This window comes from Fibrobacter sp. UWT3, assembly GCF_900230125.1.
Classification (GTDB): domain Bacteria; phylum Fibrobacterota; class Fibrobacteria; order Fibrobacterales; family Fibrobacteraceae; genus Fibrobacter.
The window spans coordinates 61828-74250 of the sequence record NZ_OCSS01000004.1; the positions used below are offsets into that span (position 1 = coordinate 61828).

At 50.9% G+C, this 12423-nt stretch carries 13 protein-coding genes; 2 read left to right on the forward strand and 11 right to left on the reverse strand.

The window, feature by feature from the left end:
• Positions 1 to 60: 60 nt before the first annotated feature.
• The 11 genes from CRO08_RS15810 to CRO08_RS15850 all read right to left on the reverse strand — a co-directional run bounded on the left by CRO08_RS15810 (position 61) and on the right by CRO08_RS15850 (position 9546).
• Complete coding sequence (locus CRO08_RS15810; protein WP_097037015.1) at positions 61 to 252, reverse strand: hypothetical protein; 192 nt, start codon at positions 250 to 252, stop codon at positions 61 to 63.
• A gap of 175 nt (positions 253 to 427) precedes the next feature.
• Positions 428 to 1276 carry an IS3 family transposase gene (locus CRO08_RS15815; RefSeq protein ID WP_176495183.1) on the reverse strand — a complete coding sequence of 283 codons (849 nt, stop codon included), beginning with the start codon at positions 1274 to 1276 and terminating at the stop codon, positions 428 to 430.
• 17 nt (positions 1277 to 1293) lie between these two features.
• Positions 1294 to 1623, reverse strand: coding sequence for a transposase (locus CRO08_RS15820; protein ID WP_097034692.1), 330 nt, complete (start codon positions 1621 to 1623; stop codon positions 1294 to 1296).
• A gap of 55 nt (positions 1624 to 1678) precedes the next feature.
• The gene (locus CRO08_RS15825) at positions 1679 to 4024 is read right to left on the reverse strand and encodes a GPI inositol-deacylase (RefSeq protein WP_217990606.1); all 2346 of its coding nucleotides are present in this window, start codon (positions 4022 to 4024) and stop codon (positions 1679 to 1681) included.
• 3 nt (positions 4025 to 4027) lie between these two features.
• Positions 4028 to 4906: a hypothetical protein gene (locus CRO08_RS15830; protein WP_097037017.1), complete on the reverse strand. Its 879-nt coding sequence runs from the start codon at positions 4904 to 4906 to the stop codon at positions 4028 to 4030.
• A 100-nt stretch (positions 4907 to 5006) separates the two neighbouring features.
• Entirely contained in the window at positions 5007 to 5279 is a 273-nt protein-coding gene (locus CRO08_RS17115; RefSeq protein ID WP_176495184.1) for a hypothetical protein, read from the reverse strand.
• A gap of 83 nt (positions 5280 to 5362) precedes the next feature.
• Positions 5363 to 5647: a hypothetical protein gene (locus tag CRO08_RS16835; protein ID WP_141398429.1), complete on the reverse strand. Its 285-nt coding sequence runs from the start codon at positions 5645 to 5647 to the stop codon at positions 5363 to 5365.
• Positions 5644 to 5820, reverse strand: coding sequence for a hypothetical protein (locus tag CRO08_RS15835; protein ID WP_176495177.1), 177 nt, complete (start codon positions 5818 to 5820; stop codon positions 5644 to 5646). The genes CRO08_RS16835 and CRO08_RS15835 overlap by 4 nt, the downstream gene beginning before the upstream one ends.
• 181 nt (positions 5821 to 6001) lie before the next feature.
• Complete coding sequence (locus CRO08_RS15840) at positions 6002 to 6784, reverse strand: ABC transporter permease (RefSeq protein WP_072813273.1); 783 nt, start codon at positions 6782 to 6784, stop codon at positions 6002 to 6004.
• Between the two features lie 7 nt (positions 6785 to 6791).
• Positions 6792 to 8579: a S41 family peptidase gene (locus CRO08_RS15845; RefSeq protein ID WP_097037019.1), complete on the reverse strand. Its 1788-nt coding sequence runs from the start codon at positions 8577 to 8579 to the stop codon at positions 6792 to 6794.
• A gap of 103 nt (positions 8580 to 8682) precedes the next feature.
• Positions 8683 to 9546: an RNA polymerase sigma factor RpoD/SigA gene (locus CRO08_RS15850; protein ID WP_072813275.1), complete on the reverse strand. Its 864-nt coding sequence runs from the start codon at positions 9544 to 9546 to the stop codon at positions 8683 to 8685.
• A 191-nt stretch (positions 9547 to 9737) separates the two neighbouring features.
• On the opposite strand from CRO08_RS15850, the gene CRO08_RS15855 reads away from it, so the two are divergent.
• Positions 9738 to 10940: a sensor histidine kinase gene (locus tag CRO08_RS15855; protein ID WP_097037020.1), complete on the forward strand. Its 1203-nt coding sequence runs from the start codon at positions 9738 to 9740 to the stop codon at positions 10938 to 10940.
• A 213-nt stretch (positions 10941 to 11153) separates the two neighbouring features.
• Positions 11154 to 12422, forward strand: coding sequence for a hypothetical protein (locus CRO08_RS15860; RefSeq protein ID WP_097037021.1), 1269 nt, complete (start codon positions 11154 to 11156; stop codon positions 12420 to 12422).
• The last annotated feature ends 1 nt before the right edge of the window (position 12423 follow it).

The window sequence follows — 12423 nt, forward strand, 5'->3', positions numbered from 1 at the left end:
TTTTCACCGCGGAAACGTCGTGCACGGAATCGGGCGGCAACAAGGCCGAATTACACCCAGTTATTCCTCGTACAGGCAGCGGTCTACAAAAATCGCTTCGCGTTCGTCGCTATTACCCTCTGCGATTCGGGTCGTATATTTCTGAATCACGACATTCTCATCGCAAGTGTATTCATACTCGTAATCCGGGTCTTCAGACATTTCGGCATTGAGCTCTGCAATAGCGGTTGCGCATTCTTCGGCACTTTCCAAGCCGTCATCGTATACGGAAATAGCCGTATACTTGTACTGGTCGTTGCTATCCCAGGTGAATATTTCGGTTATGGATTTGTAGTTTTTTTAATAGTGGGTTCATGAACAACCATATTCATTACCGGTTAAGTTAAAATATATCCTTTTTTCTTGTTAAGTGGTATACCCTTGTGGTCTAGGCAGCCTGTTTTGACAGCCTATATTCCACCGGTGTCATGTAACCGAGCGAACTATGGAGCCGTTTCCGGTTGTAGAACAGCTCGATGTACCTGAAAACGGCCTCCCGCACGTCTTCGATGTCCTTGAAGTCTCGCCTGTAGGCCATCTCCTTCTTGAAGCTTGCGAAGAAGCTTTCCATGCAGGCGTTGTCGTAGGGGCAGCCCGGGGCGCTCATCGAGGGCGTTATCCCATTCTCCGAGAGCATCGTGCGGTAGCCCATGCTGCTGTACTGCACGCCACGGTCGGAATGGAAGATTAGTCCGTCGTGATGGCCGCGTTGCATGATGGCATTGGACAACGCGCGCTTGACAAGTTCCGTGTCGATGTTCTTGCTCACGGCATAACCCACCGCCTCCTTGTTGCATAGGTCAAGTACCACGGCAAGGTACACCCAGCCAAGCGTAGTCTTGACGTAGGTGATGTCGCCGGCCCAGACGGCGTTCAGACTGTCGGGATCGAACTTCCGCTGCACCAGGTTCTCGCTGTACATGGAGTCACATTTGCCCTTGCGGTAGGGTTTCCACTTCCTGAGTGTGACTGGATAGAGCCCGTTCTCGCGCATGATGCGGCGCAGTTTCCACACCTTTACCTCGACACCCTTGTCTTGGAGTGCCGCCAGCATCTTCGGGCAACCGTACACGCGGTGGTTTTCTTCGAAGGTGTCGCGGACCTTCTGGACAAGCCGTTCTTCGCGGGCCTTCTTCTCGGCACGTTTTTCCTGCTGGCGCGACCACTGGTAGTAGGAACACTGCGGTATTCCTAGGGCTCTGCACATCTTCCTGACTGAGTATTTCTTGCGGTTCACGTGTATCGCCTCGCATTTCAGTCGTGTGGTCGCATAAAGATGTGCAGGGATTTTTTTAGGATCTCTACCGTCTCCTTCTCGTCCGCAAGCTCCTTTTCACGCTTCTTCAGGAGTTTTTCCAGTTCCCTGTTCTTGGCGGCGAGTTCCTCGACGGACACCTTGCGGATTCGCCGTTCCTCGCGGTAGCTCGGCAGGTTGTGTTCCTTGCGGTACTCGTTTACCCACCGACCGACTGTATTGGGCCCGATTCCGAGTTCCTTGGCTATTTGGTTTGCTGACTTTTCGCCTTTCAGGACCAGCTTGATGACCTGTTCCCTTGTCTCGGAGCTATAGTTGATTTTTGCCATTGTTTTACCTTTTGGGGGTTGCGCAATGAATATAGTAGCTTATGCTACCCTCTTATTAAACTCCTGCATGGTCCACTTCTTGGAAGTTGAAATTCATGCGAATTTGACGCAGACGATGCGGCATCAAATCATCAACAACGAAGGAATACTTTTCAATCCAATTATCAACCGTAATTGCTAGCACGTTGTAACGCTCCACATGGCGGATGGGGACACCCTTCTCATTTTTAGAACCATCAGGATGCAGACCATCTACCTTTTCCCAGCGGTCCACCTTCACTCCCATTTTGGACCAGTCGGATTCGGACTTGAATTTAAGTTCACTTAACGCGGAGATATGTTTCTGAATTGCGGATGTCAAGTCGTCGGCCTTGTAGAACAAGCCCACAGCGCAGTTCACAGAGTTGTCCGAACCTAGGTAGTAGCAGTTTCGGTTCAACGATGCAACGGATTTTCTTTCCGCCTCAAGCAGGCTCCCCTGAATCAAAAGCGCATCTACATCCTTTTTTAACGAATCCGGCAACTTGCCAAGGGAATCAAGGATGAATCCGAATCTTGACTCAGCACGCACACCCGCATTCTGAATCGTATCCAACGTATGCAAATCAAGCATCGCGAGGTTCACGAAGGGACGCTCGTACAGGAAGTCTTCCATAAGGTAAGGGGTATACGAAAACTCCCCTGATTCTATTGGAACGAGCAAATTCTTGGAGGTTTTCATTGTATCAAGATTTGATGTATACAGAGGCATCGTGTGGGAATTTGCAAGGTCATCAACAAACCCAGCGATTGCGGCCGGCGTAATTTTAGCAGCAAGACTTACCGCTCCAGTCACGCCTATTGCAATCTTGCCAGCTGTTGTCGCAGCACCACCAATACCAAGGACTTTCGAAAGAATTTCCAACGCAAGCATGGCATCCACAGAAAGCGAGGCAAGAGCCGCTATTCCAACGCCAGGATCCGAAGAATGAGGAGCCGCATTGAAGAATTCTCTTTTCACATCAACTCTTTCGTCATTAAGCATTCCAACATGTTTCGCTTCACTCGAGAAATCCGGAACAATACTACTTCCATTGTCCTGAATTGATATTCCCAAAAGCCCGGCAATTAGGCCATCCACTGAGTTGACATAACACGCTTCACCTTCCGAATTTCCTGTGATTTGCGAAAAAAAGTTTTCAAATGGAAGTGACACGTCGTCTGGAATAAGTGCCCGATAAATAGACAAGCCTGTCTCATCCGAGCCAGCAGTAGGATCAGTAAACGTCATGCCATTTCTACCGCCTAGAATCCTAAACATAGGCATCTTTTCAGAGTCATACTCTCTACCGTTCAAAGAATCGATTGTTCCATACCCATGCTTTTTAGGATCAACATATCTAACAAGCGAATCACTCGAATAGTAAATTTCTGGCGACGAGGCTCTCGTTACATACGGAGAAACAGCATCTAGAATAAAAGTTGTACCAAATGTTATAAGCCCCGCAAGAAGAGCTGTTTTTTCACTAGCAACAGCCATCAATGCTAAAGAAATTGAACCGGCAAAAACTCCTGACTGCGCCAACTTTTCAAAGGCATCCTTAGCTAAAAGATTTCTAGCCTCCTTAGCAACCTGCATATTTAGCGCACCGGTGCCCTCATGGGGGCTATCAAGCGTAACAATCTTATCCACATCATCATTATAATAATCGCTCTGCACATATTCACGTGAAACGACCCCGCCCATGCTGTGCCCGATAAGGATATAACGTGAAGCAAGTTGGCGATATAAATCAGGATATTTACGTATGGAATCGAGGGCAGTCTGTCCATAGATGTATTTCCTTTCTGTAGAATCATATACTGAAGCTTTTACTTCTTGGGCTTCTTCCATCAAAGCTCGACGACGACCAAAACCACCTTTACCATAATTTAGATTTCCTTTATTCCAAGCTCTATCGCCCAATTCGTGTGCATTATTACTCGAACTATTTGCTGGATTAGAAAAAGAACGCCAGTTGTATATGTACGAATTACGAACATTCTCATACTCTTTACTATATATTTTTTCCTCAAATACTTTTTCATTGAGCCATCTCGTTATCCTACTATCCGATGTATAAGACCCCAATGTGGCTTTTCCCAAAAAAGCCGTATCATCGTATGCAGACGGAAGAGCCGTATCCAGTGCATCAATCACATCGTCTAAACGAGTTCTTATTTCAGACTTGAAATCTTCATACCCATAGGATTCTTCCCAATAATCTTCAGACATATGAGGCCATATAAAGCCTTTGTTCCAACCATAAGCTCCGTGCACCATCAAAACATTGTAGTTTTCAATGGATTCCATCGGCTTGGGGATGGACCACGAATCACAAATTAAAATCAACACCAACAAAAAGACAACATACTCTTTCATACATTACTCCAAATCAACGACGACTTCATCATTTTGATAGAATTTTAAAGGTTCTCGCCATGTAAAATCAGGATTAAGGCATATAATTGCTTTCGTTTCTAAACGGCAGATGCTAGCACGAAGTTCAATCATCTTACCCCAAAAAATACCCCTACTAAATATCAAGGGTGAAGAAAGTGTATCGATATTATTTTTTAGAATATGGCCTTCAAGAGGGTGTTCGCCAGGTGCTGAACAATAGACATCCTTCCCCCAAGCCCTTACATCGTCACACACCTTAATCCATTCCAAATCCTTATCTAGCCGCTTATAAGTTAACATCCCCGAAAGCGTATCCAAAACCGCATACTGGCAACTGTCACCACCGGCATTTAATGATTTATCTCCAAGTGCAATAAATCTGCCATCAAGCCATTGTTTCACAGATTTCGTTTTGAATTCTACAGAACAGTTGTCATACGAGATTTTAGGATTTATTATATGCGGTTGTTCGTCAATCTTCCACATTTTGAAAGACCCCGTTAAGGATCCACCCCAAATTATGGAATCCGTCAATTGTCCGCTGAACCAACCGGAAGCATTTTCTTCGACAATGGAATCGCACCACCTGGGACCATTCTCCTGCACTCGATAATTGTATGTACATAGTCTGGGATTTGCGGTTCCATCATCTTCCAAATACTCTCCATTCCAGCGTTCCGTTGTCTCATGCCAAAAAAGATAGTCCCCAACAATCACAAGAGAATCATCCACAAAACCTACAACCTTGGCATTTCCACGCCCCTGCCACTCAAACGACACTTCGTCCGAGCACCCCCACATGCCTACGCACGCAAGTGTTGTCAAAGCAATTACGAACAACCTTTTAATTTCAACCATCATAAAGGAGACCTCCTTTGCCACCAGTCCAAAACCAGGAACGGTTCGGGTGTACGTGACGAGAAACTCACATAAATATACTTTATATTTTGTACAAAATCAACTATAATGGCTTGGACCAGTCGGATTCGGACTTGAAGCGGAGTGGCGTTGTCAAGCCCGAAAGAGACAGATTCTTTTGAGTTGAATTCGAGTCATTCGCAGCCTTGAAAAGACCTACAGCACAACTTGTCGCCTTTTTGACTACAGCGTCTTTCGCCGTATCGCCAGAAGCAATGTAATAGCAGTTATGGTTTAGGGTGGAGACATCCCGTGCGGAATCACTCATCCCCTGAAATTGATTCAAGTTCGCCGTATCGTTCAACGCCAGGTTCACGAAAGGCTTCTCATAAACCACTTAGCACTTTAGTGTTTAGCGCGCATGGACACCAAGGTGGGAATCTCCAAAAATATTATAAACTAAATGGGTTGATACATAAAGATGCAGCCCTCATCATACTTAGGTTTGACATGGCACTGCACAAATTTTTCTTGTTGTTCAGGAAGACGTTCAAAACCCATTGTTCGACAATGATTAATCAATCGTTCCTCAGGCAAAGCATAAATATATACCGCATTTACTCCAATATAAACAGACATCCGTTGAACAATTGGAAGTATAAATTTTTTAAAAGTGTAGAATCCCAGCTTTTGCGTTTCAGGATGAGAATCTTTGGTATCGACAACCGAGAATTCGACAATCATTTATTAGACGCCTCCATCAACAAGCGACGGTCCTTAGCATGTTCTTCAGTAATCCATTTTTCGAATTCCTCGACTTCCTTGTCCAGTTTTGAATGATCCGGCCTGTGCGATTTCGAAAAAAGGGCGAACACATCACTATCTTTCAGCATCTGCTTGAATTCTTGTGAAATCACTCGCATAATAGACCTCCAATAACAAATATATACTAATTGACGATAAAAGGCAAGTCGCCGAACTCAATGGCAAAGTCCAAAAGAAGGCTATAGAAGCATTCATCTGACAAATACCTTTTTACAGAAAAAGATGTTCCCTTTTGAATCCAATCAAAAAAACAAAAAAACTTAAATATACCGCTTACACGAGCAGTAGTTTCGAAAGCGTGAAGCCGCCGATAAGAATGCTCGTCATGCCGGCAACCACGGTGGCCTTGGTGCTCTTGCCCACGCCCTCGGCACCGCTATGGGTGAAGAACCCGAAAAAGCATGCGTAGCTTGCGATAAAGTAGCCGTAGAGCGTCGCCTTGATAAGGCCCACGACAAGGTCCCAGTTGTGGTAGAACATGCGCACGCCGTAAAAGAACACCGACCACGAGACTTCCTTGTACAGGTGGGCCACTTCGTAACCGCCGGCGATGCCGATAAAGATGCTTATCACGGTAAGCGTCGGGAGCATAATGACCGTCGCGATAAGGCGAGGCGCCAGCAGGAACTTGTAGGGGCTCAGGCCCAATACTTTATATGCATCGAGCTGTTCTGTAACCGCCATGGTGCCAAGTTCCGAACACATGGAGGCGCCAATGCGGCCAGCAAGCACCATCGCGGTAAGGATGGGGCAGAGTTCCACCATCACGGACTTGCCCACGGCCATGCCCACGAACATCATCGGGATCATGTCACCGAACTGGTAGGCAAGCTGCCACGACATGATGGCGCCCGTAGCCATCGACGCAGCAAACACCACGGGCAAGCTCGTGACGCCCACGCGATGCATCTGTTCCACGGTCGTATGGAAGTTCGTGAAAGCGCCGGGAATGTTCTTGAACAGTTCCCACACGAACTTGAAGTAGTTCAGCACGGTCCGCAGGAACCTGCGTACAAACCTACCGAGTGCTTCCGCTATGCCGTTCAGCAATCCCACCTAAGGCCTACTTCTTCTTCTGCTTGGGCTTGTCGGCGGGGCGCTTGCCCGGGCCCGAAATGGTCTTCTTGTAGAGTCCCGTATCGGAGAGGTACTTGATGGCTTCCTTCAGCTGCTCGTCGCGCTTGAGCGAGAACGCCGTACTCACGGAGTCGTTCACCATCGCGGTCAAGAGTTCACGCTTGATGCCGTCCTTGATGTAGTCCTTGTTCTCGTCGAACTGCGCGTCGCGCTTTGCCTCGAGGGCCTTGCGCATGTCGGCAAGCCTGTTCGCAAGCGTCGTATCCGTCACGGTCTTCGAGCTGTCGCCCATGTAGTTCTGCTCGTGCACGATGCTCTTCTCGAGCTGGTCCACGCCCACGAGGGCATTGCTCTTCACCTTCACGAAGTTCGTGTCCTTCATGCAGAATTCCTTGAACTGCGTGTACAGGGAATCGGGCACCACCCAGTTCGCGTCAATCTTCACGTTGGCGGCATCGAGCGAGGGGCGCACCTTCACGGCGAACTTGAAGTACATCGCCATGCGTTCCTGCACCTGCACCACCCAGGGCATCGGGGAAAGTTCCACGTCAACGTCGGGCGTAATGCCGCCACCGCCGAACATCATGCGGCCGTTGTTCGTGTAGAACGTGTCGCGCACCACGGAATCCTTCTTCACGGTATCGGCGGCTGCGCCATCCTCTTCTTCGGAGGCGGCCTCCTCTTCTTGCAGTTTGAGGCCCTTGATGCCGTTTTCGGGCTTGTTGATGCAGCGGCCGAAGGGCAGGTAGTAGAATGCGGTAGTGAGCTTGAGGGCGTTGCCCTGGTTGTCGAGCGGGAAAATCGTCTGCACGGAGCCCTTGCCGAAGCTCGTCTTGCCGACCACGAGGGCACGGTCCCAGTCCTGCAATGCACCCGAGACGATTTCGGCGGCACTCGCGGAGCCCTGGTTCACGAGCACGGCCATCGGCACGTCGGCGCCAAGGATGCCGTCACGGCGGGCGCGGCTTTCGGTCCGCTGGGTGCGGCCGAGCGTAGACACAATCACGTTCCCCTGCTTGAGGAACAGTTCGCTAATCTCGATAGCCTGGTTCAGGAGTCCGCCCGGGTTGTAGCGCATGTCGAGGATAAGCTTCTTCATGCCCTGCTTCTTGAGCCCGCGGATGGCGTTCTCCACGTCGCTCCTGGTCTTGTCGCTGAAGGTGGCGAGCTTGATGTAGCCGATATCCTTCGAGACCATCCCGAAGTAAGGCACGGCGTGCACCACGATTTCGGCACGCGTAATCGTGAACTCCATCAGGTCGGCAACGCCTTCGCGCTCGATAGAAACGGTAACGTCGGTACCGATCTTGCCGCGCAGCTTGCTCACGGCGTCGTCGAGCGAAAGGCCCTTCGTGTCCTTGCCGTCAATCTTCCTGATTCGGTCGCCCGCACGGATACCGAGCCTGAAGGCAGGCGTGCCGGAAAGCGGAGAAATAACCGTAAGGATGTTGTCGCGCAGGCTAATCGTAATGCCCACGCCGCCGAACTTGCCTTCCATCGAGACCTTGAGGCCCTCGTAGTCCTTCGGGGTAAATACCGTCGTATGCGGGTCCAGAATGTCGCGGATGCCGTTCAGGGCGGCATCGGTCAGTTCCGTGGGGTTCACGTCCTCCACGTACTTGCGGTTGACTTCAGAGAGCACCTTGTTGAGGCGGGAAACTTCATCGTAAAAATCCCCGGGAGGGGTCTTGGTATCGCCCGCGGCAAACGAGAGCGACATCGCCGACAGGGCGACCATAAAGGAATTGCGGAAAAACTTCATATTAAAATCCATATACCGAAAAGATACAATTTCACGGCGGGCGCGAGGGCACAAAAACGGAAAAAACCGGCCCAAACGGACCGGTTTCAAAAAAAAGGAGAGAGAGAATGAAAAATCAGGCGGCTTCAGTCAAGATTCGGTGAATCTGGTCGTTCTTGAGCTTAGCCAAAGCGGATTCCTTGAGCTGGCGGACGCGTTCCTTGGAGAACCCGACCATCGGGGCGACTTCCTTCAGGTTGAGATCGGCGTCCATCGAAAGCCCAAAGTAGAGCTTGACGACGTCCAGTTCCTGCTCGCTGAGGTTGTCGCGGAGCACCTTCTCGAAGATGTCCTTGCGCTCGTTATCGCAGGCAACGTTGTCCGTCGCGGGAGTATCGGATGCAAGCGTATCGCCAAGGGTCATTTCGCCGGATTCGCCCACGGGAGCATCGAGCGAAGAGGCACGGTTGTCCATCATGAGCACCTTCTCGATGGCGTCGCCCTTGTACTTGGAAACCCCGGCAAGGCTTTCGGTATCGAGAACGTAGGTACCGCCCACCACCTGGCGGAACTTGCCACCCTTCTTGTTGAAGCGGCGGAGCACGAGTTCCTTCTCGGCGCTGATGCGGACCATGCGGCCCTTCTCGGCAATGGCGCGGGTGATGTTCTGGCGGACCCACCACACGGCATAGCTGATGAACTTGATTTTCTGGTTCTGGTCAAAGCGACGTGCAGCCTCCATGAGGCCCATGTTGCCCTCGCTGATGAGCTCGCACACGTCGAGCCCCTGACCCTTGTACAGATTGGCGATGTTCACCACGAAGCGGAGGTTCGACTTCACGAGCAAATCCATCGCTTCACGGCTTCCCTGCCTGATCTTCTTCAGCAGAAGCGTTTCCTGTTCCCGAGAGAGAAGCGGGTACTTGGAAATATCGTTCAGGTACTGGAAGTAGACATCCCTTTCATTCGAGCGAGCGGTTGTGTAAGCGTTGTTAGTCATGATGAACCTCGTTGTTCGTGTCCTATCTCTTTACATCTTCAAATTTACCTCCGATTCCTCTTTACTGTGTCATTATCGGGAAAGCCCTTCGCAAAAGTTAAATCGGCTTTCTGTCGTTTTTTTCTGCATTTTCGTCATGAAATTGTCACAGAGGGGGTGCAAAAAGCCCAAATTTGACTTAATTTTACCTTATGACCGTAAAAAAGACGAAAAAAGCCGTTACAAAGTTCTTCGAAACCAAGCGAGAAACGTTCGAGGAAATCCAGGAAGCCAGTTTCCAGCGCAGCGAAAAACTCCTCGTCGACGTGCTGAAGGAAAAGATAGGGACCATCAACTACCCGTTCCCGCCTTTCGTGCCCATAGCCCTCGCCTGGATATTCATTATCCTGTTCCCGCTCGCGTTCATCCTGGACCCGTCATTCACCACCTCGCTCGACATGAGCTCCCGGAAGATTATCGGGTTCTACCTCCCGCTGCTCGCGACGGCCCTCATCTTCTTCATCAACCAAAAAGCCCTCGTACGCAGCTGCATCTTCAAGAAGCACTACGTTCGTTACTTTATCTATAACAGTTTCCTGCTTATCGCCCTGCTCCTGCTGCGCGAGGTGGCGCTATTCCTGACCGACCGTTCTGCAGGCGAAGGCATCGCGGAGTTCTTCTCGACGTACTATTTCTCCACCATCAAGGGGCACTTTAGCATCCGCACCGTCATCTCGTTCGCATTGATGGTTTCGTTTGTCTGCGTCACGAGCGTTTTCTACAACATCATCTTACGCCAGACACTCAAGGCGTTCTTGCAGCGCGAAAAGAAGAACGTGGAACTGCAGTACGAACTGGACTTCCTCAAGAACCAGCTGAGTCCGCACTTCCTCTTCAACACGCTGAACAACATATCGGCGCTCATCACCATCGACCCGAAACGTGCCGAAGAATCGATGGCGAAACTCTCGAAACTCCTGCGCGTGATGCTCTACCAGACAAGCGACGCGACCATAACCATCAAGGAAGACATCGACATCTTGCAGAAATATGCGGAACTCGAAAAACTCAGGCTCGACGAAAGCTACGACCTGAAATTCAACATAAATCTCGAAGACGAAAACTTCCAGATTGCACCGCTTATCGCCATGCCTCTCGTAGAAAACGCCATCAAGCACAGCGTGAACCCGGACGGCAAGAGTTTCGCGCACATCTCGATTACCCAGGCGGGGAACAAGATTACCTTCGAGACGGAGAACTCCAACTACCCGCGGAAGGCGAAATCGAACGCGGGCGGGCTCGGGCTCGCGACCTTCAAGAAGCGCCTTGACCTGCTCTACACGTCGCGATACACCTACGAAACGGACGTTGAAGGCGACATCTACAGAGCAAAACTCGAGATAATCACCGATTAATCATTCTAGCCACGCGATTAATCGCAAATCGCGGCATTTTTTCTAAAAAAAATTTTTGAAAGACTCCTTTACAGGAGTTTTTTGTTTATGTAGTTTTTTTGACCCAACAATGAGGCACGGCGGATTAACGCGAATAGGAAACGTTTCTGCCGGGGCTTAGGCTGTGGCCCCCGGGCCATTTACTTTATATACATCGACGATGGGAGCTATCCTATGAAGAATAGGACTCTGAAGGGCATTGCTATCGCAGGGCTGTGTATGGCTATCTGCGGGCATGCCGAAAACTGCAAGGAAACCGTACTCTACGACGGCTCCGGCGCAAACGGGCGGATGGAAGAAACCGGCCGCACGTTCCCCGAGGCGCCCGAATGGAACGCGAACTGGGGAAACCTCGACAACATGAACCCGCCCTACATCAGGCTTTCGGGCCAGAAGGGCGCGAAGGCCGACTGGACGGGAAGCCTCGTGTTCGACAAGCTGCCGCTCCGCCTGAACGGCGGTTCGCTCAAGATTACGGCACGCGCGACGCAGAACGTGAAGTTCGGAATCTGGCTTACCGGCAATTCCGGCAGCGGAAACGTCGCGTTCTACAACCTGCAGGCAAACAGCACGAAGGCAATCGAGGTGCCCGTGGCAAGCCTGCTCGGCGCGGGCGACGTTACCGCAAGCAAGGTGGGCATCGGGCTGTTCGGTGTACCCGCATACCAGTACACCACGCTGTTTATCGACAACGTGAAATTCACCTGCGCTGCGGGTAATGCGGGGAGCAGCTCCGGCGCCACCTCGGCGGATACCGACGGCGAAAACACCCCCTACTACTTCCGCGACGTGGTGCCGAATTCGCCCGCACGCGAATTCAGCGGTGACCCGCTGGCCGCCCCCGCAGGCGCGTACACCGCGGGCGAACGCAGCGCCCTCCGGCAAAAAACGCAAAGCCTGTTCGTGCTCGGCGAGCAGGAACACCGCCAGATTGTGCGCTTCCAGGAATCGAAGGCGCTTACCGCAAAGCAGTCCCGCGACGGCTGGTACAACAGCATGTTCCTCGTGGAGCGCAACCGCCTGAAGGACAGCGTAATCGCAAGCCCCAAGAACCTCTTCCTCGAAGCAGGCGAAATCGCAGCCGCCAGCGGGAACAAGAGCATCCCGCTGCTCGTTGCCGACCTGGATTATGCCATCAAGTACTTTACCGACTCGACCCTCGTGAACTACAGGCTCCAGGATTACCACCTGCTGCTCGCCGGCCTCCCCGTTACCGAAGTGCGCACGTCGAAGGTAAAGGTCGCCTACGACCCGTTCTTCACGGCAACTACCCGCAACACACTCCCGAGCGTCGAGATTTGCGCCGCGGGCAAGTGCAACGCGGTACAGCCCGGCAGCGAAACCGAAATCGAGTTCGCTACGGCGGGCCTGCAAGAAATCACGGTAAAGATGCGTTCCGGAAACCTGAACGTAAACCAGACTCTCAAACTGGAGGTAAAGTAAC

Coding starts and splice junctions, on each gene's coding strand:
- CRO08_RS15820 (WP_097034692.1), bottom strand. CDS start 1,623: ATGGCAAAAATCAACTATAGCTCCGAGACAAGGGAACAGGTCATCAAG.
- CRO08_RS15825 (WP_217990606.1), bottom strand. CDS start 4,024: ATGAAAGAGTATGTTGTCTTTTTGTTGGTGTTGATTTTAATTTGTGAT.
- CRO08_RS15830 (WP_097037017.1), bottom strand. CDS start 4,906: ATGATGGTTGAAATTAAAAGGTTGTTCGTAATTGCTTTGACAACACTT.
- CRO08_RS16835 (WP_141398429.1), bottom strand. CDS start 5,647: ATGATTGTCGAATTCTCGGTTGTCGATACCAAAGATTCTCATCCTGAA.
- CRO08_RS15845 (WP_097037019.1), bottom strand. CDS start 8,579: ATGGATTTTAATATGAAGTTTTTCCGCAATTCCTTTATGGTCGCCCTG.
- CRO08_RS15850 (WP_072813275.1), bottom strand. CDS start 9,546: ATGACTAACAACGCTTACACAACCGCTCGCTCGAATGAAAGGGATGTC.
- CRO08_RS15855 (WP_097037020.1), top strand. CDS start 9,738: ATGACCGTAAAAAAGACGAAAAAAGCCGTTACAAAGTTCTTCGAAACC.
- CRO08_RS15860 (WP_097037021.1), top strand. CDS start 11,154: ATGAAGAATAGGACTCTGAAGGGCATTGCTATCGCAGGGCTGTGTATG.